Annotated in this window: 22 protein-coding genes, 1 tRNA gene and 1 pseudogene; 13 read left to right on the forward strand and 11 right to left on the reverse strand. The window is 57.4% G+C overall.

Annotated elements, in window-relative coordinates; translation table 11 throughout:
• The first annotated feature begins 33 nt into the window (after window positions 1-33).
• The 3 genes and pseudogenes from ACMFWR_RS15655 to ACMFWR_RS15665 form a co-directional block, all read left to right on the forward strand.
• Entirely contained in the window at window positions 34-609 is a 576-nt protein-coding gene (locus ACMFWR_RS15655) for a hypothetical protein (protein WP_413192525.1), read from the forward strand.
• Window positions 573-3,209, forward strand: coding sequence for a caspase family protein (locus tag ACMFWR_RS15660; protein ID WP_413192526.1), 2,637 nt, complete (start codon window positions 573-575; stop codon window positions 3,207-3,209). The genes ACMFWR_RS15655 and ACMFWR_RS15660 overlap by 37 nt, the downstream gene beginning before the upstream one ends.
• Window positions 3,210-3,653: 444 nt before the next feature.
• A pseudogene (locus ACMFWR_RS15665) lies at window positions 3,654-4,108 on the forward strand (tyrosine-type recombinase/integrase); the annotation flags it as partial.
• 368 nt (window positions 4,109-4,476) lie between these two features.
• On the opposite strand, the gene ACMFWR_RS15670 reads toward ACMFWR_RS15665, so the two are convergent.
• Window positions 4,477-6,114 (reverse strand): S46 family peptidase, encoded by a 1,638-nt coding sequence (locus tag ACMFWR_RS15670; protein WP_413192527.1) that lies wholly within the window; start codon window positions 6,112-6,114, stop codon window positions 4,477-4,479.
• Between the two features lie 141 nt (window positions 6,115-6,255).
• Here ACMFWR_RS15670 and ACMFWR_RS15675 point away from each other — a divergent pair, with 141 nt between their 5' ends.
• Window positions 6,256-6,834, forward strand: coding sequence for a nucleotidyltransferase family protein (locus ACMFWR_RS15675; protein ID WP_413192528.1), 579 nt, complete (start codon window positions 6,256-6,258; stop codon window positions 6,832-6,834).
• A 66-nt stretch (window positions 6,835-6,900) separates the two neighbouring features.
• On the opposite strand, the gene tnpC is transcribed toward ACMFWR_RS15675, so the two are convergent.
• The 3 genes from tnpC to tnpA all read right to left on the reverse strand — a co-directional run bounded on the left by tnpC (window position 6,901) and on the right by tnpA (window position 9,297).
• Entirely contained in the window at window positions 6,901-8,454 is a 1,554-nt protein-coding gene (tnpC, locus tag ACMFWR_RS15680; RefSeq protein ID WP_413194923.1) for an IS66 family transposase, read from the reverse strand.
• A gap of 149 nt (window positions 8,455-8,603) precedes the next feature.
• Complete coding sequence (tnpB, locus tag ACMFWR_RS15685) at window positions 8,604-8,837, reverse strand: IS66 family insertion sequence element accessory protein TnpB (protein ID WP_413192529.1); 234 nt, start codon at window positions 8,835-8,837, stop codon at window positions 8,604-8,606.
• A complete protein-coding gene (tnpA, locus tag ACMFWR_RS15690; protein WP_413192530.1) occupies window positions 8,818-9,297 on the reverse strand; it encodes an IS66-like element accessory protein TnpA in 480 nt (159 codons plus the stop codon). Before tnpA ends, tnpB begins: the two co-directional genes overlap by 20 nt.
• Window positions 9,298-10,893: 1,596 nt before the next feature.
• Between tnpA and ACMFWR_RS15695 the strand changes: the two genes are divergently transcribed.
• Window positions 10,894-11,118 carry a potassium channel family protein gene (locus tag ACMFWR_RS15695; protein WP_413194924.1) on the forward strand — a complete coding sequence of 75 codons (225 nt, stop codon included), beginning with the start codon at window positions 10,894-10,896 and terminating at the stop codon, window positions 11,116-11,118.
• A 114-nt stretch (window positions 11,119-11,232) separates the two neighbouring features.
• Window positions 11,233-11,493, forward strand: coding sequence for a hypothetical protein (locus ACMFWR_RS15700; RefSeq protein ID WP_413192531.1), 261 nt, complete (start codon window positions 11,233-11,235; stop codon window positions 11,491-11,493).
• Between the two features lie 599 nt (window positions 11,494-12,092).
• Here the strand turns inward: ACMFWR_RS15700 and ACMFWR_RS15705 are convergent.
• The gene (locus ACMFWR_RS15705) at window positions 12,093-12,809 is read right to left on the reverse strand and encodes a TetR/AcrR family transcriptional regulator (protein WP_413192532.1); all 717 of its coding nucleotides are present in this window, start codon (window positions 12,807-12,809) and stop codon (window positions 12,093-12,095) included.
• Between the two features lies 1 nt (window position 12,810).
• On the opposite strand from ACMFWR_RS15705, the gene ACMFWR_RS15710 reads away from it, so the two are divergent.
• On the forward strand, window positions 12,811-13,479 hold the full coding sequence (locus ACMFWR_RS15710; protein WP_413192533.1) for a peroxiredoxin-like family protein: 669 nt from the start codon (window positions 12,811-12,813) through the stop codon (window positions 13,477-13,479).
• Window positions 13,480-13,922: 443 nt separating this feature from the next.
• Entirely contained in the window at window positions 13,923-14,207 is a 285-nt protein-coding gene (locus ACMFWR_RS15715; RefSeq protein ID WP_413192534.1) for an H-NS family nucleoid-associated regulatory protein, read from the forward strand.
• Between the two features lie 73 nt (window positions 14,208-14,280).
• Here the strand turns inward: ACMFWR_RS15715 and ACMFWR_RS15720 are convergent, their stop codons facing one another.
• Window positions 14,281-15,399 (reverse strand): hypothetical protein, encoded by a 1,119-nt coding sequence (locus tag ACMFWR_RS15720; RefSeq protein ID WP_413192535.1) that lies wholly within the window; start codon window positions 15,397-15,399, stop codon window positions 14,281-14,283.
• 633 nt (window positions 15,400-16,032) lie between these two features.
• On the opposite strand from ACMFWR_RS15720, the gene ACMFWR_RS15725 reads away from it, so the two are divergent.
• Window positions 16,033-17,367: a hypothetical protein gene (locus tag ACMFWR_RS15725; RefSeq protein ID WP_413192536.1), complete on the forward strand. Its 1,335-nt coding sequence runs from the start codon at window positions 16,033-16,035 to the stop codon at window positions 17,365-17,367.
• A 75-nt stretch (window positions 17,368-17,442) separates the two neighbouring features.
• On the opposite strand, the gene ACMFWR_RS15730 is transcribed toward ACMFWR_RS15725, so the two are convergent.
• From ACMFWR_RS15730 to ACMFWR_RS15745, 4 genes are all read right to left on the reverse strand, one after another.
• The gene (locus tag ACMFWR_RS15730) at window positions 17,443-18,195 is read right to left on the reverse strand and encodes a hypothetical protein (RefSeq protein WP_413192537.1); all 753 of its coding nucleotides are present in this window, start codon (window positions 18,193-18,195) and stop codon (window positions 17,443-17,445) included.
• Window positions 18,192-19,547, reverse strand: a complete 1,356-nt coding sequence (locus ACMFWR_RS15735) for a tyrosine-type recombinase/integrase (RefSeq protein WP_413192538.1) — start codon at window positions 19,545-19,547, stop codon at window positions 18,192-18,194. The genes ACMFWR_RS15730 and ACMFWR_RS15735 overlap by 4 nt, the downstream gene beginning before the upstream one ends.
• 292 nt (window positions 19,548-19,839) lie before the next feature.
• Window positions 19,840-21,321 carry a coniferyl aldehyde dehydrogenase gene (locus ACMFWR_RS15740; protein WP_413192539.1) on the reverse strand — a complete coding sequence of 494 codons (1,482 nt, stop codon included), beginning with the start codon at window positions 21,319-21,321 and terminating at the stop codon, window positions 19,840-19,842.
• A gap of 113 nt (window positions 21,322-21,434) precedes the next feature.
• Window positions 21,435-22,925 carry an amino acid permease gene (locus ACMFWR_RS15745; RefSeq protein WP_413192540.1) on the reverse strand — a complete coding sequence of 497 codons (1,491 nt, stop codon included), beginning with the start codon at window positions 22,923-22,925 and terminating at the stop codon, window positions 21,435-21,437.
• A 401-nt stretch (window positions 22,926-23,326) separates the two neighbouring features.
• Between ACMFWR_RS15745 and ACMFWR_RS15750 the strand changes: the two genes are divergently transcribed.
• The 3 genes from ACMFWR_RS15750 (at window position 23,327) to ACMFWR_RS15760 (ending at window position 24,902) form a co-directional block, all read left to right on the forward strand.
• A tRNA-Thr gene (locus ACMFWR_RS15750) sits at window positions 23,327-23,402 on the forward strand.
• A gap of 480 nt (window positions 23,403-23,882) precedes the next feature.
• Window positions 23,883-24,029, forward strand: coding sequence for a hypothetical protein (locus ACMFWR_RS15755; RefSeq protein WP_413192541.1), 147 nt, complete (start codon window positions 23,883-23,885; stop codon window positions 24,027-24,029).
• A 270-nt stretch (window positions 24,030-24,299) separates the two neighbouring features.
• Entirely contained in the window at window positions 24,300-24,902 is a 603-nt protein-coding gene (locus tag ACMFWR_RS15760; RefSeq protein ID WP_413192542.1) for a chorismate mutase, read from the forward strand.
• Between the two features lie 129 nt (window positions 24,903-25,031).
• Here ACMFWR_RS15760 and ACMFWR_RS15765 read toward each other — a convergent pair whose 3' ends face one another.
• A complete protein-coding gene (locus tag ACMFWR_RS15765; protein ID WP_413192543.1) occupies window positions 25,032-25,235 on the reverse strand; it encodes a cold-shock protein in 204 nt (67 codons plus the stop codon).
• 351 nt (window positions 25,236-25,586) lie between these two features.
• On the opposite strand from ACMFWR_RS15765, the gene ACMFWR_RS15770 reads away from it, so the two are divergent.
• Window positions 25,587-25,808, forward strand: coding sequence for a hypothetical protein (locus ACMFWR_RS15770; RefSeq protein WP_413192544.1), 222 nt, complete (start codon window positions 25,587-25,589; stop codon window positions 25,806-25,808).
• Window positions 25,809-26,435: the final 627 nt, after the last annotated feature.

Consider the following 26,435-nt stretch of genomic DNA (forward strand, 5'->3'; position numbering starts at 1 on the left):
GGTGGGGCTCAGCCAAAGTGCGGGAGCGGGTTGATGATGCACGAAAAAGCGCTGCACGGTGCGCCGTTGTGGATTCTCGCGATCTTGGTCACCCTCCTTTTCACAGCGCCCCCGGCGAGCGCCCAGCAGAAGATAGATTGGCCTCAGGCGACAGCGGACTTGAACAACCTGCGCCCCAAAGCCGTCACTTGCGCAGGGCTCATCAAGCACTACGGCAGCCACGGGGAAAACGCGCAAGCGGCCCTGACCTACGCGGACGGCAAGAGCGAGATCGACGCGGTCATCTCTGGTCTGACGGTCGCTTTAACTCCGAGCGGCAAGTCCGCCGATCTGCCAAGCCTGCAGTCCCATTTGACCGTGGCGAAGGCGGACCTCGAGTCGCTGTGTTCGGTTGCCGAACATGTGGTTCCGCAGGATACGGGCGGCAAGGGCGTCATCGACGAGATCGCCAAGGCGGCGATCGAACCATTGGTGAGCGCCATCTCAAAGGGGGTCGCGGCGCTTTACACCGATCACCGCAGCGACACCGACCTCACTCGCAAGACAATCATCTCCCAGCTTGAGGGCGCGCGATGGCCGGACTTCAGCTCAATCGCAACCGTACCCTAGCCGCCCTCGCACTTGCGGCCGGTATTTCGTTGCCCGCCGCTGCGTGGGGGCAGATCGAGTCGGCCGTCGCCGATCAACCCTATCTTGCGATTGACGCAGGGACCCACACCGCGGGTCTCAATTCGGTCGCAGTCGATGAGGCGTCCAAGCTGGTGGCGAGCGCCGCCGATGACCGCACCGTCCGCATTTGGTCGGCCAGCGATGGAAGGCTTCTGAGCACCATCAACCTCCCCGCTGGCGCGCTCCGGACGGGCACGCCTTACGCGGTGGCGTTCCAACCTCGGACCGAGCTTCTGGCGATCGGCGGTTTCACCTCGGAGGCGGCCGGTTTCCCGATCTACCTTCTGAATCCCGGCAACAGCTCGGTAGTGGCCGTCATCAAGGGCGTTGGCGACGCCACCACTCGGCTTGCCTTCTCCGCGGATGGTCGCTATCTCGCGGCCGGCACTCAGGGTTTGCACGTCTTCGACGGAACCAAGAACTGGGCCGAGGTTTTCCACGACGACAGCTACAGCGAGGTCGTCTATGCCCTGCATTTCTCGTCGCAAGGCAACCTGCTCGTCGCTACCATCGATGGTCAATTGCGGCTTTACGGTCCGACTTGGAACGTTTTGGCGCAGCGCACCTGGGACTGGAACCAGCAGCTTCCCACTGCCGTCTTCCGACCTGATGGCCAGGTGATCGCCGTGCCAAACCCCCACACGCGAAAGGTTGACTTCCTTGATGCGCGAACGCTCGCCGACTTGCCCGAGGGTGGGAGACTCAACGGTGGCGATGTGCGAGATTTCGCGTGGTCCCGGGACGGATCGCGCCTGTTCGCGGCCACGGGCTTGTCTGCGACCCTTGCCGGAGTCGGCGACAAGGTTCTGGCTTGCGACAATGGAGGCCACTCGGACTGCGTGGACCAGGCACGCGCGAGCGGTCAGGTCACGGCGATGGCCGCGCTAATAGACGGCTTGATCGTCGGCGGCGCAGCGCGACCGTTTTTGGAGGCACGCTCACTCGCCGGCGCCACCCAGTGGGTGCATCGATCCAGCCTGGCCGACAATCAGAACTTTTACCCGCTGATCTCGACGTCGGCGAACGGGCAGATCATCACATTCCGCTTCGAGGCCGGTGGCAGGTTCCTGTCGTTCAACGCGGCCCAGCCCGCAACGCCGGTCGAGGTGAATACGGAGCAGATTCCCTACGAGGGCAACCAGTTGAGTGGCCTTGGCGACGACCTGCACCATCCTGTGTTCAAGGGCCATGCGCTGGCGATCGAGGGCCAGGAGACACTCCTAACACGATACATCACCAACAACGAAAGCAGGGTCTATTTGGGGACCTCGCAGGAGATCTACGCGTACGCCGGGACCGGTCAGAGACTGTGGCGCCGCGAAATGCCGGACTCGGTGCGTTCGGTCTTGCCGTCCCAGGACGGCCGCCTGCTTATCGCCGCCCTCGCCGACAGCAGCATTCGCTGGTACGACGCGCGCACGGGCGATGAGATCTGCGCCCTCATGACCTACGCAAGCGGCGGGACCGCACAAATGGGTGGCGGTACGGCCACGGACCATCTCGGATGGGTACTGTGGACGCCAGCGGGCTACTATGCAGCCTCTGACGAGGCGGTGGATGTGCTCCAGTGGCGGGTCAACCACGGGGCCGAGGCGCTGGCTTCCAGCGTCCCCGTCTCCTCAATCTCGATCATGCATCGGCCCGACGTGTTCGCGCCGCTGCTGCAGAGCCTCGATATACGCAGCGCGCTCGGGGCCGCAGACCTCGCGACCGCAAAGGCGGCTGTGCAGGTGGCGACCAACGCGAAGATCCAGCCCGGCGCACGGCTCCACGTGATCGCGATCGGAATCAAGGACTACGGTCCCAAGGCAGCACGTCTGATGCTGAAATTCGCTGACAAGGACGCTTCCGATTTCGCCTCGGCGCTCGATCTGACCCAGTCGACTTCGCCGGGGTCGCAACAGGGCTTCTACGCCGCGGTTATGCCGATGCTTCTGACAAACCAGTACGCCACCGTGGGAGGCATCGACCAGGCGTTCGAGACGACGGCGCAGAGCATGGAGCAAGGTCACGGCCAGGACGTTGCCGTCGTCATGTTCTCCGGGCACGGCTTCCCAGTCGGCGGTTCTCTCTATCTGATGCCCTATGGAGTCGACGCTTCGAACCCTGCGCGGATCGAGGACACGGCTATCCCCCTCGCCCAGTTCCGGAACCTCATCGGCAAGCTTGCCGCCAATGGCCAGGTTGTGGTGTTCATCGACGCCTGTCATTCCGGAGCCGCAGCCGACGGGACGCCGCTCGCGCCGAACGCCACGGGCTTTTCAGCCATCACGCCAGACGCCAGGACCGTGGTTGTGACCTCATCGACGGGGGCGGAGACATCCTACGAAGACTCGGCCTGGCAGCACGGAGCCTTCACCAAGGTCCTGTTGACGGCACTGGACCCGACAGCGAGCGGCCTGCATCCCGTCTCGATGGCCGAGCTCGTAGCGTTTGCTAGACCGCAACTGTTCTCCCTGTCGAAGGGTCGTCAGCACCTCGGCTACTACATGCAATTCCCGATGGCCGATCGGAAGCTCCTCGTCGCCGCACCGCGCTGATGGTCGATGACCCGGAATCCGGGTGGGCATCGCCCGCGATGCGGGCGCCGTACATAGAACTGGTCGAGGTCGAGCGCGGCATGTTCGACCGGATCAACTTCAATTTGGATCGGCACACGCTGCGCATCATCATAACCAGGCGGCTAATTCAAGCAACAAACACGCGATCGTTGCGATCTATCGAATACCTTTGTGCCGTCACGAAGCGAAACTCTCGACGAACTTACTCCGCATCAGGAAGAACACGTCACCGCCCAGCTCCATAATCAAGATGATTTTGCCGGACTCTTACGTACTTCGTGCGTCTTTTCCCGGTGCATGACGGTCCTTCCCGCGATTCTTGCGTCCGCGGTATAGCCCCACGTAAAAAACAGTGAGATGTCTTTCGGGGCCGCAATAAAACGCGGATGTTCGCTCGCTCGCAAACCAGAGCCAGCAACTACGGTGCGCGCGTGCGATCTCATCAAGTTACGGGTGCGTGACGTCGGCAGCGCAGATCGCGTAGCGTCAAGAGCCACCGTCATGCAGCAAAAGACACAGCGGCCGGGTCAATTCGAGATCACTGAGCAAACGAGGGAGATGTTGCAAATTGGATCCGCAGCGCGAAGCTCGCGGCGGGTGACTATCTGTTTCCGAGCCGGTTGCACAACTCGCCTCATATCTCTACCCGGCAATACTCGCGGATCGTCCATCGCTGTATCGCGTCGATTGGCCTGGACGACTCTGCGTACGGCACGCACACGATGTGTCGCACGAAGGCGTCATTGATCTACCTGCGAACGAAGAACCTCCGCGCGGTGCAACTCCTGTTGGGGCACACGAAGCTCAAGAGCACGGTGCGCTACCTCGGGATCGAAGTCGATGATGCGCTCGAGATGGTTGAGCAAACAGAGGTGTGAGGAGGTGACGGCCGGCGAGCGGACGCTTGCCGGCCAGGTGCGGTCATTGAATGCTGAACAGCGAATGTCTCGTCCCGGCAGCGTTGCGGCCGTTGGCACGACGCGACTAAAAGACGGTTGTGGGTCCGCACGCGGCCGAACGAGAGGACTTCTGGGAGTGTCTGGCGGTTGCGTCCTCGTAGAACTTGCACGACTCGAAGCATCGAGAGAGGGATACGCTTCGCCAAGAAGGTATCCGTGGCGAAGGGCCCCTGCTCCGACGCAAGCATTGCCGACGCAGGGATGCTTTGGATTTCCGTAGAAATAACTTGAACGAATCTGGCAAGATTCGCTGCGACTTGGCCGAGAACGATCGCCTCCCCGCGTTGCTATCGATCTTGAGTGAAGGAGAGCTCCGATAGGACGCTTTCGGCGTGATCGACTTCGTGCAGATACCAAAGCATGAATCGGACGTCAACATGCACACTTCGACGCTTCTCGCCGCTATACAACCAGTCCGAGTCGATACCTTCAAACACCGAATCGAATACGAGCCCTACGAGGTGGCCTTGCGCATCGAGCGTGGGCGAACCCGAATTGCCACCCGTCGTATCGCTGTCAGACAGGAAATTCACCGGCACTGATTTCAATTCGGTAGAGGCATAGCGGCCGTACTGCTTGCTTTGAATGGCGACAAGCTCGCTCTGGGGAACATTGAATGGCTCAACGCCAGTCGACTTTGCCGTGATGCCGTTCAGCGTTGTGAAGGGCGTGTATGCAACACCATCCGCGGCGTTCTCGCCCTGCACGTTCCCATACGAAATGCGCAGAGTGCCATTGGCGTCCGGGTACGTTGGCGCGCCGTGAGCGTGCGCAAATGCTTGTCTCGCGGCGACATAGGCGTCTCGATCAGCACCTTCTTCGCTTTTCAATGCATCTGCCTCTCCTTCAACACGAGCGATATCTGGCACGACGGAGATCATGAGCTGTAACCAAGCGTCGTGCTCAGACCGCATTTGCTGGAGCGACATGTGTGTCCAGGCGACGCGCTTGCGCACATCGAGAATCTGACTGCCTGCGAACAGTGCGTCGACCTTTAACGTCAGAGCCTCAGGCGTGGGTGCACTCCCTAGCCATGTATCCAACGATGGAATCCGTTGCGAACGAGGAAGCGCTAGATAACTGGTCAAGCTATCGACGAGTAAGCGCTTGTCGACATTCAGGTCGTAACGACTATCCGCTTGCTCTTCCGAGTTTTGGATCATCGCTTCATCACGTTCGTGAAACGACACAGCTCGGTCAGCGTCTGGCTTCTCTCGCTCGTATGCAAGACGTACGGCACGATAGGCCGTGGTGAAGAAGTTCCACTGATGCAACTTGGACAGCACGAACAACTGATTTTGGCGCTCAATTTCCTTCTGCTCGATGGATTTCAGTGCAGCGATTTTCGACAGCGTGTTGGCAGGTAGCTTGGCAGCAGCAAGGTTGGCTGGATTTGCGAGCCAAGCTCTCAACTCGGCGTCTTCAGCATGAAACTCGTTTGACGCGTCATTCGCACGCGCCGCACCGATCAGTGCTCGGGATCGGACGATCTCATTCTTGGCAATGACGGTGAAGATCGCATATTTCGTGGCGATGTCCGGACGCGCGCTTGCGGCATCATCAATGATGGCGACCTGCCTTTCATACGCCTGAATCGCCTGGGGTGCCACCCACTTGATTTCGTTGTCGAACTCTTCCGGCAGCCGCATACGGCTGGTTTCGCCCGGAAAGCCGGCGACCATGACAAAGTCACCCGCCTTCACGCCGTTGCGTTCAATCTTCAACCAACCTTTAGGAGTAAAAGGAACGTTGTCAGGAGCATATGGGGCCGTATGGCCATCTTTTGCAACGTATGCTCGAAAAAACGCGAAGTCGCCGCCGTGGCGAGGCCATCGAAAATTGTCAACTTCCCCGCCGAACTCGCCCACCGAGAAGGGTGGTGCGTAGACGATGCGGATGTCCCGAATCTCGCGTTTGCGAATCAATCGTAAGCGGTCAATAAAGTCCGCTCTTCGCGCGCGAGGCACCGTCCGTTAATATCGAGAGCTTGTTTGGCTTGTTTGGCTTGTTTGGCTTGTAAGCTTGTCCTATCGCCGACTGCCACCCTCATGCATCAGACGTCCCCTATGTTCTTCAACGACTTTGAGACACGCCTTGTTACCCTCGCGCGTGAGTCTTCATGGCTTTGGCCGGCACTCGTCGCCGTTCGAAGTTTGAATCTGCATTCATGGTGCATCGGCGCGGGGGCTGTACGGAATCTCGTCTGGGATTCGCTGCATGGATTCGCAGCACCCTCCGCCTTGCCTGATGTCGACGTCGCCTACTTCGATACCACAGATCTTTCAGCGGATCGCGACGCGTCGTTTGAGTCTGAGCTAACCAGCCTGCGTCCAGAGTTTCCGTGGGAGGTCACCAATCAGGCAGCAGTCCATACTTGGTTCGAGTCAGCATTTGGTCACGGCGTGCCTCCGCTGATTTCGCTTGAAGCCGCCGTCGCATCGTGGCCGGAGTATGCAACAGCGGTGGGGTTGACGTTGCTTCACGACGATACGATCAAGGTAATCGCACCATATGGGCTAGACGATCTGTTCGCAATGGTGGTTCGTCGGAATCCCGCGCGAGTCAGCGTGGCAACCTATCGGGACCGAGTCACACAGAAGCAGTATCGCAATCGTTGGCCGCACGTGACCATCATTCCCAGCTAAGGCCGAGTAAGTTCGCTGCAAGCGCCGAGCCATCCGACGCGCGTTGTACGTGCGCGCCGTGGATGCTTAGCCGAGTGTTGAGCCGCGCCAGGGCAACAGGCGCTCGTAATCGTCAGCAGTTTGCGCGAGCGGTAGTGCTGTAAAGAGCCCAACGAGATATCGATAGGGTTCGACGCTGTTGGCCTTACACGTCTCGATCAGCGAGTACAGATTTGCCGCCGCATTCGCGCCCGCGACGGTATCGTAGAACAGCCAATTCCGCCTTCCCACGGTAAACGGTCTGATCGCGTTTTCGCAGAGATTGTTCGATATCGGCCACGCCCCGTTCTCGACGTAGCGAGTCAGCTTGGGCCATTGGCCCTTCAAATAATTGAGGGCCTTGCCAAACGCGCTTTGCGGCAACACGACGTTGAGCTGGCGCAGGAGCAGCGCTTCTATCGCTTTGAGCACGGCGGTGCTCTCGCGTTGGCGAAGCTGTTGCCGCTCGTCAACCGTCAAGCGCTCGCCGCGCGCTTCGAGCGCAAATAACTGTGCGATCAAGCGGATGAACTCGCTCACGGGATGCTCGCCGCCGCACTGCGCCTTGGGCAGAATCTCTTCAGCCTCGATCATGTATCGACGCGCGTGCGCCCAGCAACCGAGATGGACCAACTGGTTCGCCTGCGCGATCGCGTTGTACGGCTCATAGCCGTCGGTCATCAACACCGCCCCCGGTTTGATGCCAGCGTAGAGCGTCGCGGCTTGCGCCGCGCTGCGTGTCGGGCTGTAGCCGAACAGTCGCACAGGTGGACCCGTGCCGCTGACCTGTGCCCACATATAGCTCTTGCGTTGCGCGGCTCGTCCTGGCTCCTTCAGTACTTGCACGGTCGTTTCGTCGCCGTAGACGATATCGGCATCCAGAAGATGATCACGCATCAGATTGATCAGCGGCTGAACGGCTTCTCCGACACGCACGACGCTGGATGCCAACGTGCCACGCGAGAGATCTCCACCGAAGCGATGCAGGAGCGCAGCGATGCGATACAGCGGCAACGCGTCGGCGAACTTGCTCACCACCACCCACGCAAGTGCGGACTCGGTGAGCAAGCCCTTCGGAATGATGCGAGCCGGTGCGGGCGTCGTCTTGATGCCCAGGTCGCAGCACGGGCACGCATACTTGATTCGCTGATGTTGAATCACGCGAACCTGCTGCGGCACGATATCGAGCTGCTCGCTGATCTCGGCGCCGATCTCGATGAGTGCGCTTCCGTCATGTGCGCACACGCGCTCTGATTCCGGCAGTTCGTGTCGCACCACCTCGCGCGGCAACATCGGATCGAGCGGCTTGCGACCCCGCTTCTTGCGTTCGTGCGCGCCGATCTCGACCGTCGGCTCGGCTTCGCTCTCTTGTGCCGGCGCATTCGTGTCTGCGAGCGCTTCTGCTTCGTTCAGGAAGAGATCACGTTGGTCAGCACCGCGCACTTCGCTCTTCGCGGCGAACAATTGCCGTTGATAGGCCTTGAGCTTCTCGCGCAGCAAATCGCGCTCGACCGTCACCGTGCGCAACTCGCTTCGGGTGGCAGCGAGTTCTGCGCGCAGCGCCTGCAGTTCGTCCGAGGGGGATGAGGAGGATGTGGGCATCGCCGAGTAGACCAGCAATGCTGGCGTGCGTTTCAACTCACCCGCTCATAATATCGCGTCGGATGAGTGCGCATCGCTTCGATGTCGATGCCGTCGAGTAGCCAGTGCAATTGATCTGTACTCAACTCGAGAACAGCTTGTTTGCGCGGTCACGCGAAGCGGTCTTGTTCAAGGCGCTTCATGAGAAGCCAGAACCCGTTACGGTCCCACAGCAGCATCTTTAAACGATCGCGTCGTTGATTGCTGAACACGTACACGGCACGGCCGAATGGATCAAGCTTCATCGACTGCTCGACGATGGCCGCGAGCCCGTTGATGCTCTTGCGGAAGTCGACCGCGTCGCGATGAACGAAGACCTTGAGCTCAGCGTCCAGTCGGAACATCACATCGCCCGAGTGCGTCGATCATGGCGGTGATCAGCGTTGCGCCGTCGGCGCCACACTCCAGCGTCAGAGTGACGCCGTTCGTCATCTGCGCGCTCAGATGTGACACAGTCGACGCACTCAGCGGTTTGCTCCGCGCAGCGCCGACAGCTTGTTGTTTGATCGAGCTGCTCGCGATCATAGACGTGCTGGCCTCGACGACTTCGATGAACGGCGTCGCTACCTCGCCGGCCTGCGCATCGGTCAGCGAGTGTGTGCGTCGCTGCTGATGCAGCTTGATCCACCTACGCAACAGATTGGCGTTGACGCCATGCTTGAGCGCGAGGCCCGCGACCGACACGCCGGGTACCAGGCAAGCGTCAACCAACTTCTGCTTGGTCTGCCGATCAAATCGGCGCTTGCCGTCGCGGCCGACCTTCACCACCTTGAGGTCAGACGGTTCAACCTGCTCTGATGTCATGACTGTGTCCACTGAAAAACAGTGGACACAGCCTGCCTGCGCAGATCACGATGTGCTAGATGGTGATTTCTGACCGCTTACAATCAATCTGAACGAAGCACCACCATTGAATGCCTCAACTGTGCAACGATGCTCGGCGTCGCAATCGGCCTCCAGGAGCGACTTCGCTTGTCCGATTGCTGTGTTTCGCTCGCCTCCTTGGAATATCCAAATGCAAAAAAGAGCTTTCGTCCAAAAAGTAGCTTGGCTATGCAATTATTGCTGGGACGGAACACTAGGTTGCCACCTAGACTCAATTGCCGACACAACCCGGCGTCGACCGCGTTACGAAGCGGCTCTGACTAACCCTCCACCTTGTGCGCAACCACCGATCTGCGTAAGAGTGTAAGCGGCTTTGACGAGCGCAGTCCGCGCCACGGTCAATCCGGTGCATGCAGCTTCGGGTGACGGATTCCAGTTTCCCCATACCTACTCGCCGTCCTCCTCATACATGTCTTGTCGAGAGTACAGAATGCTCTCTGAACCGCCCCGGCGCGGTTCATGTACTGAGTGTAAGTAGTTTGAACGCCCGTCCAGATGCGCTCGTTACCGTTCGTCGTGGTCTTGACACGCTGGACCGTGATTTTAATGTCCGAGATGACTATGCGAAGCTGTCCATCGGGTAGGGTGTATTGATACTCTGGAGCAGCAACGACCTTCGATTTTAGTATTTCGTAGTTCCCCGGACCGGCGGGAAGCTGACCGTAGTCGGGTGATCCTAGTAGTGCAACAGCCATGTCTCCGTTCGGTAGCCTGGGCGATGGCGCTGCCATTAACGGAACGAATCCTTGATCCTTAACGGGAATCTTGCTCTGCGGAGGTGCACCAAGTACGTTGAACTGAAGCAATGTACATGCGGCTACAAGCAACGCAAAATAACGGGCGATCCTTTTCATCGCTGCATCCACCTATTGTTAGTTGAACGCGATGCCCGTTGGGAGCCACTTCCCGTTTCATTCATCCAACGTGGTCGTCCACCCGCTGTAGTCGAGAAGAACATAGGTCGAAAAGTTTCGTTAAGCAAACTCAAAAGCCGGGCCACAACTCGCTCAGTCGAACGTAGACAGATTCTTCGGACATTAACGTTATCCGTCGCGCCCTGTTAGAACGCACGAGCAATGCTGACGATATCCGAGTAGAGAAATGGCGATACCAAACATAAAGCCAAGAGCCAATGGACTGTATCAATACGATGCGATGAATTAGGGCGCTCTTCGATTCGCCGAAAGGTATCCACTCTATCTGCGTCAGCGAACCGAGAGCATGTCACGTTTTCTCGATGCTCCTGAACGCTGTTGCACAGCAGGCGCGCGACGAGTATCAAAAGCTCCTCGACGAGAGCCATGGGGCGCTTGAGGGTATCTCACTACGGTGACGTGGGTGGCCGCATGAGCTCTTTTAAGCTCTTTTACTTGTTTAACAAGATCAACGGAACTACTAAATATGAGCACACTTTGTTTGAAGTCAGCCGCTCGTAAGATCGTTGGACAAATGTTAGCCGTATGGACAGTATTCGCAGCTTTGGTCGGACTTTACGCGGTCGCAGCGTGCGGGATCATGGGAGCGGGGCTCTCGGATAGCGCAGGGAAGCACTACTATGACGCAGGCTTGGCTTTCTACTTCAGCGCGACGACAGCACTCACGATCGGGTTCGGGGATCTTGTGCCGATTCGCTGGGAAGGGCGGGCGCTGTCTATTTTTCTTGGGTTGTTAGGAACCGTGTTTGTCGGCGTGGTCGTTGCGTGCGTAATAAATGGACTGCAAAACGCCGAGACCCACTAATGCGTCAGCGTAAATCGGAAATGAGCTTTGGTTTTCCGTTGAGTAAAGTGGCTACACGAAGCAGTGCTGCAGCCAAAGGCGTCGCACATTTAGACAATTGTTGAGGATCAAGCCATGGACGAAAGAGATCTCGAAGAATTGATTGCTAAGATCGTCGACAGGGTGCTAAAGAGAGGGCCTTTTGAGACCAGAGTGCCCAGTCGAGGTTCCGGTATGTTGGTTGGGGAAGAAGCGCCTTTGTTGGATCGGTTGGAGGAGACTATCCAGCGGTTGAATCGTATTGCCGATAAATTCGGCGCGGAGTGCCCTTGCAAGCAAGAAATTAACGAAGTGAAGGACAGGGTAGATGCGGTGTTGACCCACCTCGGGAGGTGATTCTTGAGCTTTGATCTGCCCATCTTCAGATCTCGTGTGACCTGTGGATCACGATGTGCATTGCGAGTCTCTCGTGCTCGTATCGGCATGCCTAAGCTCAACAACAGGATCGCGAGTTCTTTTTTAACCAAGACTGGTGATATGGCGGTTGCCAACAGCCGTTATTTCCGGAATCGCGTGGTCTTAGGAAACCGGGCAGGACACACGCACATCGTCACGATGAAGGTGGGCTCGTCTATAACAATCGGATGGCTGGTTGCGAGGCGGAGCCGACACCTGAACGTCTCACCGACGACAGATGCGAACGACGCTTTGTGGCCGGATTGAGGCGGTGCCACCGGCAGTTTGCTCGCCGGGAACCAGTCATTGAGCGGGAGCGCCGAGGCCGTGGCTATTCAAATCGGAGGCAGTCTTGACCGGCGGCTTCGTGGCGCACTGGTGCCCGATTACTCGCGGTAGTGCCGAGGCGGCCGCCCCTGCCTGAGAAAGCGGTTCACTTGCGCATGCCAGTGACAAATTTATTTCGCGCGGTCCAATCGCTTACGCAGTAAGGCACCGCTACCGGAGAGCAGTGGCATGGTTGCCGCAGCCGCTATCGCTTATGCACGATAGGTTCCGATTAGAGCGAGTGCGCCATCGAGAGCATCGCGGAGCGGCCGGGAATCGTGGCGGGCATGCGCGAGAATGAGTCCACCCTGAAGACTGGCCAGCGTAGAGGCGGCCAGCCATGCCGGATCGGCCTCGGCCCGCAGCTCGCCGGCAGCAAACATCGCGGCCAAGCCAGACCGGATGTGAGCCTCCCATCGATCGAAGCCGTCGGCAAGGACGGCGCGGATACCCTCGTCGCGTTCGCCAAGCTGGCCGAGAAGATTGGCAATGGGACAACCTCTCGGCCCGCCGCCTTGCTCTTGAATAGTGACGATGGCGTTCGTCCACGCCACCAGACCATCCCAAGTATCTAGGGCGGCAAAGAGATCAACTTGGGCGCGGAGCACGGCATCGTTGGTCGCTTCGGCCACCGCGCGCAACAGATCGTTCTTGTCATCAAAGTAGTGATACAGCTGGCTGCGCGAGGCCATAGCACGGGCACCTACGTCGTCCAGGCTCGCCGCGAGCGCCCCTTTTTCCGCCACGACCTGAGCCGCAGCGTTCACGATGCGCTGGCGTGTCTGACGGCCTCGTTCGGTGGTCGGTTGTGTACCCATGTCGCAATTATCGCCGAAACTGGACTTGACAGTCCAGTTCTCGCCTGCTTCAATAAATGGACTGACCAGTCCAATGACGCTTTGCCCTTGACCCAGGACCAGGAGATTCATAGTGTCTGCCACGATTCGCGAACAATCCGACCAGTTCAAAGCGGTTGCTGCCAAGCGACTCCCGCCCGAGGCTCTCGAAGTGTTCGACCGCAGCGTCGAGCATTTTTTGGCTGAGGGTGTCCCGGCCGAGGCCATCAAGATCGGCGACCGTCTGGCTGCGTTTACTCTCGACGACGCCGCCGGCAAGCCGGTCGGCCTCGACCAGCTCGTCGCAGCGGGACCCGCGGTGATCGTGTTCTATCGCGGCAGCTGGTGCCCTTACTGCAACCTGGCGCTGCGCGCCTATCAGCAGGAATTGCTCCCCCAGCTCGATGCCTTTGGCGCCCGGCTGGTTGCCATCAGCCCGCAGTCTCCCGATCAATCCCTTACGACCGCAGAGAAAGCGGACCTGGCCTTCACGGTACTCTCGGACCCGGGCAGCCGCGTGGCCCGAAGCATCGGTATCGCCTTCCAGCAAGCCGACGACGTTCTGGCCGCCCAGCGCCAGCTTGGTCTCGACCTGACCAAAGTCAACGCCGAAGGGGCGACTTACCTGCCGCGGCCCACCGTATTGATTGTCGACCGAAATCAAACCGTTCAGTTCGTCGACGTCCAGCCCGACTACACCGCCCGCACCGAAGTCGCCGAGATTCTGGCCGCTCTTTCTCACCTCGAAATCAGTGGGCCGTAAGCGCTCTTTGCCGGTCGCTGCATGGCGTACGTTCTGAAGCTTAAATGCAACGCTGTCTGCGTTTTTAGAAAGCATTTCCTCGATGCCTCCGCGTGAGGTAAAAGGCTTCGAAGCATGTCGGAAAGCGCCTGTATCCTTGTGTCCGCGTCTGACGGAATTTAGCCGCTCCAATCAAAGTGGAGATCAAGCGCAAGAATTGTTTCGTCGCGCGTCCAATTCGGATTCCCGAGCCCCTGTGTACGAGCCATCATCAGCCGTGGTTCCGCTCTTAAAACTTTACCGCCGAAGATAGTTGCCTGCGTTTTAACCGGCCGCCTGCGGCATGGCGGAGGGCTATCCGTGCGCCCTGTCGGAACGCAACGGCTGCGGCCTTACGCATACGAGATTTGATGTAATTGAAGCGACGCGTTACAGTACTCGCACCATCCCCTTGCTGTCATCAAATGAGCAAATTACAAGAGCTAATCGAGCAGCGTCGGCGTATCGAACAGGAAATCGCCGACCTAACCGCCGCGGAACGGTCCACTCAGCTCGCACAAGTACGCGAAGTCATCGCGACATTTGGATTCACGGCTGACGAACTGTTCGCGAAGCCGAAGAAGCAGAAAGGGCCGGCAGTGCAACGTCCGGCCAAATACCGGGATCCCGAGACCGGAAGTACCTGGTCGGGGCGCGGCAAGCCGCCACAGTGGATCCAAGGAAAGCCCCGTGAGCCCTACCTCATTTGAGATTGCGAAGTTGAGGGTAGAAATCAAACCAATACAAGCTTGCAGAAAGTCCTCTAGCACTGCAATGGGGACCTCATTCAGCCGCTGAGCCATTCTTTGCGCGTGGCCGCCCCCGTTTCTGCTTCTTCGGCACCTGTCCCATATCGAACGTGCGGATACGCTCGGTACTCCGGCTCATCAAGTATTGCTCGGACTTCGCTAGATAGACCAAGTTTTCGCGCAATGCCCAGCGAGCTTTTCTGTCGTTCCAATTGATCTGGCCAACACCGATGCCGTGGCCATAGCGTTTATAGTGCCTCTTCAGCCATTCTTGATTGCTGTTCCAATAGTCGCCCTTCCCACCCGTCACCTCATTGGCCCAGTATTCACCGATTTGCTTGGCAATGAACTCGTCGTGATTGTGCTCACCTGAGTAGAAGAGGATGACGTGCAAGTGAAGACCCGTGTTTTCGCCCTGTTCAATCGCCCAGACGTAGTTTCCGATGTATGCCATGAGCTGGTTGTAACGACGTGCCGCGAAGAACCGTTCGCGATGCTGTTGGATAGTTTTTGGCGTTATCCACCTTCGGTACCTCGGCTTATATCGCAGCGTGAGAGACAATAACAGCCATCGCGACCGGCCAGTCTGCTCCGAAAACATCTCTTCTTCCATCGCCAGTACATTTTCTTCGTTACGCTCGGCGTTGAGACGACGAAGGCGCTCCGCTTCCTTGAATTCCCGCGAGAGGCATCGCGCGTTTACCGCTTCAATCAGCATGTTGAACGCGTCCATATACCTCGCTCCATCACTGCGAGCGATTTCCCCTGGCTCACCGAAATAGTGATTACGTTTGCCGATGAGTCCCATCGCCTTGCACACATCGTAAAATGCTTGAACTCGCGCGGAGTAACAGTACAGATTCGAATATTGCTCGATCCAGTGGTTCACGGATTGGTAGTACGTCGCCCCGAGATAGAGCTCTCGAATGATCTTTATACCGCTGTAGCGTGCGGTTTCTTCGATAAAGCCCCCTTTCCTTCCCCTCTGAATTGCTTTTACGAACTTTTCGATGCCGAACAAATGCCGCGAGCCATAGCCGTTATGAATAACGATAGCTCTGCGACCATCTATGTTGGTTGCCTCAAGGTTTGCTCGTTCGTCGAGATGAGTGATCACCTCCATTACTTCCCGGTCTTCGATAGTTTCGTGCATGATGAAATGTCGCCACGTAGTGGGTGGACGGGACGAGGTCGACGTTAGGTTTCTCGCCATTCGATAGCTTTGCAGCGTGAAAACGGACCACACGCGCCGACGACCTCGAGCCCTAACTGTTCTCATAGTTTGGCCACTTATTAATTCCGCGAAAATGGCCGCCTACGCGACATGAACCTTACTTTAGCAAGAGTCATGTCGGATTCGATCGGGTTTGCATCCTGTTCGCTGGTAGCGATTGGTACTTCTCGCGTTGCTCTAATTCTTTGTCGGTTTATTCCATAGGAAGCAAAAGCGACAATAATCGCAATCACTCGGTGTTCGTCTGAATTTCGTCGATGGCGCTCGAGAGATGTTCCTGAGTTAATTCATGCTCTCATATACATAGATACACACGCATGAATAATGAGGGTGCGATCATCACGGCGCCCGCGTTCGAATGGATCACCCGGCTTTCAGGTGCGGTGGCCCCGAAGGCGAAACGATCTAGTTGCGCAGACCTCCGGTCGATGGCCTCTCGCTCAGCGGCCACAGAGAAGCTTAAGAACTAACTCGATCGCAAATTTGATGCTAACTCGTGCCCGAGATTTTGAGCTAAAATTGCTCGTACATCTCACCTGCGGACAGTTCTTGATGAGCGCTATGTCGAATCGGTTGACCGACTCCAGCACACCCTTCGACTTAGCCGCGCGGCTTACGTCGGAGATGCCATGGACCGAAATCGCACAAACCGTGTGGGTTTTGTTTTCTAACCGAGTTCAGTCGCTAGGGGTGATGAGGGACTATGTCGAGGCCGCAAACTTTGTAAGCCAAGTAGTTTTCCAAGTGGGCCAGATTTCTCGGATCCGACACCCATCGGAATCCCCTTTTTCGGTAACCGAGGTTCGTTCGCGACCGGTTATCACCGTGACGTCAGTAGGGCTCGACTTTGTGTATCTGCTGACAAATGAAAGAAAACGTGCAGCGGCAAAATTAAAAATAGATTATCCCCTGCATCATTTTCATCCGTATATGGATCTCTACGAGTTCGTGGATAAGAAACATCCGATCTCCACGAATGGGATGTTGTTTCTTGCGATCGAGAAGATAGCGACTAATTACGCATATTACAACGAAGGTCCCGTTTCAGACTTTGGTTTGCGTAACTTGCACCATATTTGCGCTGGCCTGAACACGATGTTTTCCGAAGTTAGAAAGTTTGCACGTGACGCCAACGGTCGTGTAGCATCTTTTCAAAAAACGCCGAAGGAGAACCGCCGCAGTTTGATGTCGAATGTAGCCTATCTGGCGAAGAAAGCCCCGAACTTTGCAATATGCAGATATACCATCAAATGGACGCCCGATACGCCAGTCGACTTAAAAAGCGATCACACTGAAAGCATCAAATTGCGAGATCATTTTCTCCGATTGTTAAAACGTCAAGTGAAAAAGAATTTGTTGTTGGGTAGATCCATCTTTCTTCACCATAGCGCTCGTGAGGGCTATGCGTTTGATGTATTCGTATTTCTTTCGGAAGATATTTTTAATTCAGCTGAAAAAACGGCGCTAAACTTATTGGGTGCGTGGGGGGCACTCGAGGTGGCTACCAAAGGCGCCTGTCGAATAGATGCGCTGCTCACCCTTCAACAAAATACTAGATTTTATGCTGACCTTTTGCAGATACTGATGTCGGCAATATTATTTGATTTTTATTTGCGCCCGAATCCACCGGATGGCAAGCGGCGATATTGGCCTAGTCTCTCGCCGGCGGGTAAACTTTCGCCGCGAACAAGTCGAAAACCATCAAAACAAAAGGTGTCCGATCGAGCGACTAACCCCTTGTTGGAAGATATCTTGAACGAGTCCGCGGCATCGGAACATGCTGAGATCGCTTCGAAATGGGAACGTGCGCGAGAGCGGGCAGATAAGGCACGTTCGAAAAGCGCGAGGAAGGGAAAAAAATCGAGAAACGCTCAGACTGAACCGTAGACAGTTGTCGGACATGATTCACGAGATCATGATTCGTGAATTCGGGAGTTCTTGATAGCAAACGTCGTGACGTGCTTAGTCTTGTTTGTTGTTTACGACTTTCAAAGCTCGATCGACCGCATCTAGGGGCCATTTTAGGCGCCCGCTGGGAAGTTTTTCGGGTCGAACTCCTCCGTAGTGACCGTTTCGTGTCCAAGACTTATGGATCGTGGTCGGCAAGACGCTGAGCGCCGCCGCGAATTCTTCGGTTAACAGATAACCACGCGCTTCGGCGATAGCATTTGGCTTGTTCACGTTGGCTTTCTCGCGGCCGGTTACGTGATCGTGCGGGGGTGGGGGACGGGCGCCATGATCCAACTCATCCAAGCGCGCAAGGATCGTCTGAATCGGTTCAGCCATTTTGCTGGCATATAGAGCCACCTCGAAAGGTATCGTTCGAACCTCCGTGTAGCCGAATAGGTCGTTAAATGCGCCAATCCAAATAAAGGCGGAATGCACGGAAAAGCGCTCTTTGATGCCTTCGTCAACGCACCACGCAATGAAGTCGGCTGGCGTAATCGTCTCGGGGTATTGGTCCCGATCCGCGCACCAACCCTTCCATTCCTCGAGGATCTTGCGAGCTTCCCATTTCTCGTGACTCGGTTCGCCATCTAGGCCTACCATCGGACCGGCGGGAATTGTGGTGCAACCGATCGGAGGTTCAATTCCGCCTAAGAGAAGAGCCCCCATGATTGGGGTCCATGCATCCATGGTCGCGTAATGCATGAGTTTGTCTCGAAGCCGCACTGTATAGCTTACGAACTCTTCCGCCGAAACTGCGCCGCTCATTCTTGCTCCTGTTTCGCCTCGTGAAACTCGATCTTCGCCTGTTCCAACATCCATCGTTCGATCTTGTCGTGCCAATTGCGTAGCAGATCGAGCGGTCGTCGGCGGTAATGTTTCTCGGCGATCGCAGAGGGTTTGTGACCTTGAATCTGAGCGACGACGCCCACCGGCACTTCCACCCACTCCGACAGCGTCCCAAACGATCGCCGCAAGCCGTGCAAAGTCAAATGGGGCAGGCTGGCAACCGCGAGCGCCTGGTTATGTGCAAGGCGAGCCTCCGCCAGCTTTCCGTCTTCGGATCTTTTACTGGCGAATACCCACGGCGACGGCGCCCACTGTTTACCTTTAGCGGCAAGCCGCTGGATTTGTTTAGGGCTCGGCGCGATTTCGTTTCTTGTTTTCAGGTCCAGCAGAAGCGCGCGCAGGTAGGGGCTAAGGGGAATAGTGCGTCCCGCTGTTCCTTCGACCTTGTCGTCCAGCGTGACACTACGCCACTGAAAATCAACGTCCGACCACTTCAAACTTGCCCATTCCTCGCGCCTGGCGCCGGTGATCAACAAGCCCTGCAGATAGACAGCGATGACTGGATTCTCGATCTTGCGCACTGCGCTGAACCACGTCTCGAGTTGTTCGCGTTGGAGCGAATCGCCTTCCTTAGCTCTGACTCTGGGAATCGCTTCGCGGACTTGACGTGATTTGTACGCGCCGTCGGGAACGACCCCCGCGTATGCCGGGGTGTCGACTGTCCACCTGATAAAGCCCCGCAGCAGGCGAAACGACAGGGCAGCCATAGTTGGACGCTTCGCCGATTCGGCTGTCATCCATGATCCGATGCATTCGCTGGTCAGGTCAGAGAGATTCAACGGCCGAAGCGGCGCGAGCGGCCCGGGATGCGTCAAGCCTTTGCCTCGCTTCTTGGGACTGCCGCCGACGTCTGCGTGTTGGAGATGATCGGCATAGTGACGCTCGCCCCAAAAGGGGCGCCGATTTGCGACGTACTCGTCCCAGGCATCACCGAACGACGCGTTGCGGCGCTTCGCCTCGACCTGTCTTGCGGCGTGAGCCTGCTGTTCCGCAGCGCGCAACTCTCGCGGATCTTTGCCATCGTCGACCAGTGTTTTGAGTCGTGCGGCTTCGGTGCGTGCTTTGCCCAGTTCTAGTGAGCGCGCATCGCCAATGGTCGTTCGAAGCGTCTTTCCGAATAGTCGCGACTCGAACACGAACGATCGCGCCCCCGCGCTGGTAACTCGCAACCCCAACCACGGGGTCTTGTCGTCCCAGTAGATTGTTTGCTGTTTGCCGGCCTCACATTGCAGTCGTTCAACTCGAGAAACGGTCAGGCTTTGTCTGGGCATCGCGCCTCCATGTAGGCATCATGTAGGCAGATCATACGAACATGAATCTATTTGAGTCAATTCGATATACACGCAAATGATATCTATCCCTTTGATTTTCCGTCATTAAAAGATTTCGATCCGTGCGAATCTATACGAAGGAATTCGATAACCGTACGACTTTTAATCCGTTGGTCACGTGTTCGAGTCACGTACGGCCTACCAAAGAATTCAAAGGCTTAGCTTCGGCTAAGCCTTTTTTATTGTTCGATCGATCCTCAACCGATCAGCGGCCCGTGCCGTCGAATATCGATTACCGATCCTCGCAAGCGGCGCTTTTGCCGAAGTACCACCGCAGCACGCATCGCTGAACCCAGTTCCCGTACGGCGGATGGAAGAGCCCGATCGGAAACCACCGATGCTCGGTGAATACCGCTTTTGCATGCGACAGTTCGCGAAAGCCCTCCTCGCCGTGATAGTTGCCCATCCCCGATGTGCCTGTGCCGCCAAACGGCAGACTGTGATTCAGCACATGCCAGCCCCAGTCATTGATCGTCACACCGCCAGCGTGTACGTCGTCAAGCACACGACGGCGCTCGTCCGGGTCGTTCCCGAAGTAGTACAGCGCGAGAGGCCGGTCGCCGAAACGAATGCGATCGATCGCCTCGTCGAATGCGTCGTAAGCGATCACCGGCAAGATCGGCCCGAAGATTTCCTCCCGGGCAATGCGCATCTGCGGCTTCACCCCCGTGACGATGTAGAGCGGTAGCTGTCGCGTTCGCGGCCGCGGGTCCGCACACGCGACAATGTCTGCGCCCAACGCTCTGGCGTCGACGAGCAGATCGAGCATGCGCTGGAATCCGCGTTCGTCGATCATCGCCGTGCCCGATGCGCTGTCATGAGCCTGGCTTTCATAGGCGCGCCGCGCCTGTTCGCAAAACAACCCGAGATCTTCTTTCGGCACCAGCGCGTAGTCCGGCGCGACGCAGACCTGCCCTGCGTTCGTTGTCTTGCCGTGCACGATCCGACGTGCCGCCGCCAACACGTCTGCCGTGCGCGACACCAGCGCCGGCGACTTCCCGCCGAGCTCGAGCGTGACCGGCGTCAGGTTTGCGGACGCCGCCCGCATCACGTGCTTCCCCACGGCCGGCGACCCCGTGAAAACAAGATGGTCGAAGGCAAGCGCACAGAAGTGCCTGGCCGATTCTGCATCACCCTCCACCACGACGACCTCGCTTTCGTCGCAGACATCGCGGAGCAACGCCTTCAACGCGCGAGACGCATGGGGCGCGTATTCCGAGGTCTTGATCATGCAGCGATTGCCCGCGGCAAGTGCCGTGGCGAGCGGACCCAGCGCAAGGTAATACGGGAAGTTCCACGGTACGACGATACCGATCACGCCCTTCGGCTGGTAGTGCACACGGGCGCTATTGGTCTTGAACAGCCATTCCGTATGCCGTCGCGAGGGCCGCATCCATTTTTTCAGATTTCGGCGCACGTGATCGATATGCAACAGCGACGGCAACATATCGACTAGCAGAGTCTCTTCGTGCGCGCGAATGCCAAAGTCCGCCGCCACGGCCTGCGCGCACTGTGTGGCGTGCGCTCGGACAGCCGCATGCAGTCGACGCAAGGTCTCATGCCGCCTTTCGAAAGCCGGATACGGCGCGGACTCGAAGGCACGGCGCTGGCAGGTGAAGGCGACGTCCATCGCCTCGAACGGGCTCGCCACGCCGCCACCGCCCGCTTCTCGTTGTCGTGCTGAATCGCAGATATCCATTTGCCGTCCTCTCATGACTCTCACCGTTGGGTGGGCCAGATACTGCGGCATTGGGATCTTGGCGATGCACAAGATCAATCCGATTCAGATATCGGATTGATCTGATTACTGTGAGATAAGCGCGACGCTCAGTGGGCTTGCTTGCGCAGCTTGCTGTGACGCACGCCATATCCGAAATAAATGACGATACCGATCGCCATCCAGACGACCAGCCGAATCCAGGTGTCGGCAGGCAAGCCGATCATCAGGAAGACGGCGGACAGCGCGCCGAGCGGACCGACGACATAGACGGCCGGCGTGCGGAACGGCCGCTCGAGTGTCGGCTCAGTGATACGCAGCACCACCACGCCGATGCTGACGACAGCAAACGCAAACAAGGTGCCGATGCTCACGAGCTCACCAACCAGGCCGATCGGCAGCAGACCCGCCAGCACCATCACGATCACACCGGTGACGATCGTTGTGATGTAGGGCGTACGGAAACGCGCATGAATCTTTGACGCGAACGGCGGCAGCAATCCGTCCTTGGCCATCGTATAGAAAATGCGCGGCTGGCTCAGCAGCAGCACGAGGATCACGGACGTCAGCCCGAAGATCGCCCCCAGCTTGATAATCGGCGCGAGCCAGCGCATGCCGATCGAATCGATACCGACCGCGATCGGGTCGGAGACGTTGAGCTTGTCGAACGGCACGATGCCGGTGAGGACATACGAGACCAGCACGTACAGAATCGTGCAAATGATCAGTGAGCCCAACAGACCGATCGGCATATTGCGGCGCGGATTGACTGTCTCCTGGGCGACTGTCGATACCGAGTCGAACCCGATGTAAGCGAAGAACACGACTGCCGCCCCGCGCAACACACCGCTCCATCCGTACACACCGTCATGGCCCGCATTCGGTGGGATAAACAGGCCCTGCGGATTATGTTGCGTAACCCAGTGCGCCTTGTCGACGTAGGCGATGCCCGCCAGGATAAACGCAACGACGATCAGGACCTTGATCACGACGATGACGCTGTTCACACGTGCCGACTCGCGAATGCCGATCACGAGCAGCACCGTGATCACGGCGACGATCAGCATGGCGGGAATATTGAGCAGCGCACCGGTGTGGCTCCAGTGCGTGACCGGGTCGAATGCGAAAGGCGCCTGCGAAAGGGTCTGCGGAATATCGATGCCGAACCCGTGCAGGAAGCTGACGACATAGCCCGACCACCCTATGGCGACGGTCGTCGCCCCAAGGCAGTACTCGAGGATCAGGTCCCAGCCGATCAGCCAGGCGATGAACTCGCCCATGGTGGCATAGGCGTACGTGTAGGCACTGCCCGACACGGGAACGGTCGACGCCATTTCCGCATAGCACAGCCCCGCAAAGGCGCAGACGATGGCGCCGAACACAAACGACAACACGACGGCAGGACCGGCGTTCGCGGCCGCAGCATGGCCCGTCAGAACGAAAATCCCGGCGCCGATAATGCAGCCTATTCCTAACAACGTCAGGTCGAAGCCTGACAACGTTCGTTTCAATGTCCGATGGCTTTCGCCCGTGTCGAACTCGTCTCCAGCGTCCGCTTCGGCTTGAAGCGCATCGATTGTTTTTCTGGCAAAGATTGTCATTGTTGTCGTTCCCTTGATGAGCCAACGGGATGGCATCGCGCTATTCACGGCAGCAACTTCCGGGCCGTAACACACGCAAGGCCTTGTTCCATCAGCTATTCGCGGCAAAAAAGGTGTTTACTTTATACGTATTGGGTTAAGGCTGTCCCTACGCCTCCTCGGTCCGTAAAGCACTGAGAAGCAAGGCGATGATCAGCATCGGAATGCACGCTGATGTTTACCTGATACAGCACCGCTCGCAGATTTGCCATATGCACTGCCGCAACGACCGACGCGGTCGCATCGAATTGCACTCACATCGTTCGCGCGGCGATCGCCATGGTCGTCCGGATTTTTGAATCGATTTGCACAAAGGGGCTTCCCTTCCCGATATACCCCCGCTATACTCTCGTTTCTTCGTCGCCGGAATAGCTCAGACGGTAGAGCAGCGCATTCGTAATGCGAAGGTCGGGGGTTCGATTCCTCTTTCCGGCACCAGAATTCCCCCTGTAAAGGGAAGCAAAAAACCCGTGATAGAACGCAAGTTCTTCACGGGTTTTTTGTTTTTCACGTCGGCTGCGGATGCAGCGATCCGGTGTGTTGAAACAGGATCGCGGTCGTCGACGGTTCCTCAACGATCACTGTTGACGACTCGCCATTCGTTCGAGGCGCTTCGATCGCTCGAGCTCAACATGGCGCTCGACAAACGCAGCACGATCGATCGCATTTGGGCCGTCCGGCCATCACGAACACCAGGTTGTGTCCGTCGAATGACGCCTTGTCCGTGCATTCGGCGGCGGCGAAAAAACTTCTGCGCGTCGTGTCAACAAAACATAAAAGGCGTCGTTAACAAATTCATGGCTGCACCGCTCCCGCTCCGTGTGCCCGCCGCGCAACACACGTGCTGGCAAACCCGGGGGTCGCTGTGACAAGCCCACGCGCAAGCGGATAATTGACGCCACGATTGGGGAGAAGACCATGGATGCGAAGCCCACGAAGATCCCGGCGCCCGACAAGGTCGCCTGCCCGGATCCGGAGCCATCCAACGTAGAATTTCTGGCAGACCTGCCTGAGCATGTACGCGCTTTTTTCGAAGAACGTCAGGCTCGCATGAAGCCAAACTGAGCGTGACGAGCGCCAGGTAGGACTCGTCTCAAGCTCGTACGGGGGGCCGCTACGCGGACTCCCTTTGTTTGTTGCACCCATCATCGGAGCGGTCCGGCACCGCTCGTCACAGCCTGATCCCCCCCTGTACAGTCGACGCGCGCCATTCGCCGGTACTATCCCGTTTTCGAACGCCGACTCGGTCGTGACGGAACTCTTCGTTCCACACGACGTCGGACCGAAAATCGCGTCGCACACCACGTCCTCTCACCCGCCATCGTCTTCAGCGCAATGAACAACCGCATTCGCCGAATTGCCTTCGTCGCAAGCCAGATCGCCCTGACCCTGTCTGCCGTCTGTAGCGCGCCACCCGCTCACGCCGCCGGCGAAACGACCGCCCTCACGAACGTGATTGCCCTCGTCGCCGAACGCCTGTCGCTCGCGACACCGGTCGCGCAGTACAAGTGGCTGAACAGCAAACCCATCACCGATGTGCCACGCGAAAAGCAAGTGCTCGCTGACGTCGTTGGACATGCGACCACGCAGGGAGTGGATCCGGCGTTCGCCCGAGCGTTCTTCGCCGATCAAATCGAAGCAAGCAAAATGGTCCAGCAGCAGCTCTTCGATCAATGGCACGCGAGTGGCGCGCCGAAAAAGCCCGCTCCCGACCTGGCGACGGATGTCCGCCCGAAGCTGGATCACCTCGACGCCACCTTGATTCAGGCTCTTGCGCGGGTTACCCCGGTGCGCAACGCTCCCGATTGCCCCAGCCAGCTTGCCGAAAGCCTCGCGAACTGGAAACAACTGACTAAATTCGACTCCTCGGAAGCGGATGCATTGATGCGTGCACTCAGCCACGTGTGCGAAGCAGGCGGTGTCGCCGTCCAGGGATAGCGATCACGCGTACGATTCGTGAGAGCTGAGATTAAGCGTCTCCCGTCACGAATCACTTATCCAAATAAAAACCCCACCGATTCGCGGTGGGGTTTTTTATTGCAGCCGGATGCTCTGATGGCATGCGGCTCAGATCGGGCGGATATTTGCCGCTTGCTTACCCTTCGGGCCGGTTTTCACCTCAAAGGAAACACGTTGATTTTCCTTGAGTGATTTAAAACCTTCAACCTTGACTTCGGAGAAATGCGCGAACAGATCTTCGCCGCCACCGTCCGCTGCAATGAAACCAAAGCCCTTCGCATCGTTAAACCACTTGACTACACCCGTTTCCATATTCCATCCCGAATAGTTGATGTATACAAAGTCGACACACTTGCTCATCGACTGAGCGGGCGCCCGATTTAATCGAGGCACAGCCCACACCGACTTTATAAATAGGCGCGAAATTTGAGTCAAGTCTTTTTCGGATACCCGAGTATCTGCCTTTCGGCCGTAGTCGCGGGTCGCAAACGTTAGCGCGACAAAACATCAGCGCTCGTCATTCATTTTGGTATGCCATGGGTGTCGGTAAAGATAACCCGATAATACATAACCGGTATGCATGTCTAGGTGTTAACGCCTCTTGCTGTGACTCATGGACAAAATAACATCGATCATGACCACCACGTTTTCTGGAGCAATTCGATGTTCGATTTCATCAAACGTGCGGTCGGCCTGTCGAGCAAACATCGCTCGCGACTGACACGCGCGAAACCCGCGCTCGCGATGCCAACAGGCGTCGCGCTTGACCTATCCTGCTGGCACGGCGATCACTGGGCCAATCTTCTGAGTTCGCCGATGGATGCACGTCACTACGTGCTCGAAGACTGGGGCGTGACTGATTTCAGCCCGAAGAACGGTGTATAACCTGCAAGCGTATGCGCATCGCGACTGATATATCGAATATCGGTTAGGAGCGGATTTTCGCGTGAGCGATTGCACCGAGCGGCGTGGTGCCGTGACGATGCGTGGCGTTCGTCGTGCGCTGGTATAAAACTGCTACAACACGGCTACAACAAAACGTCGACACACACGTCGCACACGTCGAATAGGAAAACCTCTCGACGTATCGGGGTCGCGCATCGGGCGACCTCGCGCACTCAAATCCGGCTCGTGACTTCCCCTGAGTACCGCCAAGGCATAAAAAAATTCGAAGGCATGGGATGCTCCCCTGCGCGCTCACCCGCCGCGCCGGCCGCGCCGTTGAAGAAAGACAATTCGACGGATGCAATGATTTTTTGCGACATCTGTCGTCTCGCGTTATTCAATGAATTCAAATAGTGTTTTCGACTTTTAAAAATACCACTCACATGCAAGCGTGATTTTTTAACAACACCGCAAAATCAATGCTTATCCAATAATTATCTCCCCGTCCATTGAGATCTATCTGCATCGCTCTTCAGCGTATCTCAGTTTCATAGTTCGACTTATTTAAAAAGGCTATTTAACTTTTAATCATGGCCGCCACTCCCCGTCGCCCTTAAGCTCGGCCCG

The organism is Pararobbsia alpina (genome assembly GCF_965118125.1).
In the GTDB taxonomy this organism is placed as follows: Bacteria; Pseudomonadota; Gammaproteobacteria; order Burkholderiales; family Burkholderiaceae; genus Pararobbsia; species Pararobbsia alpina_A.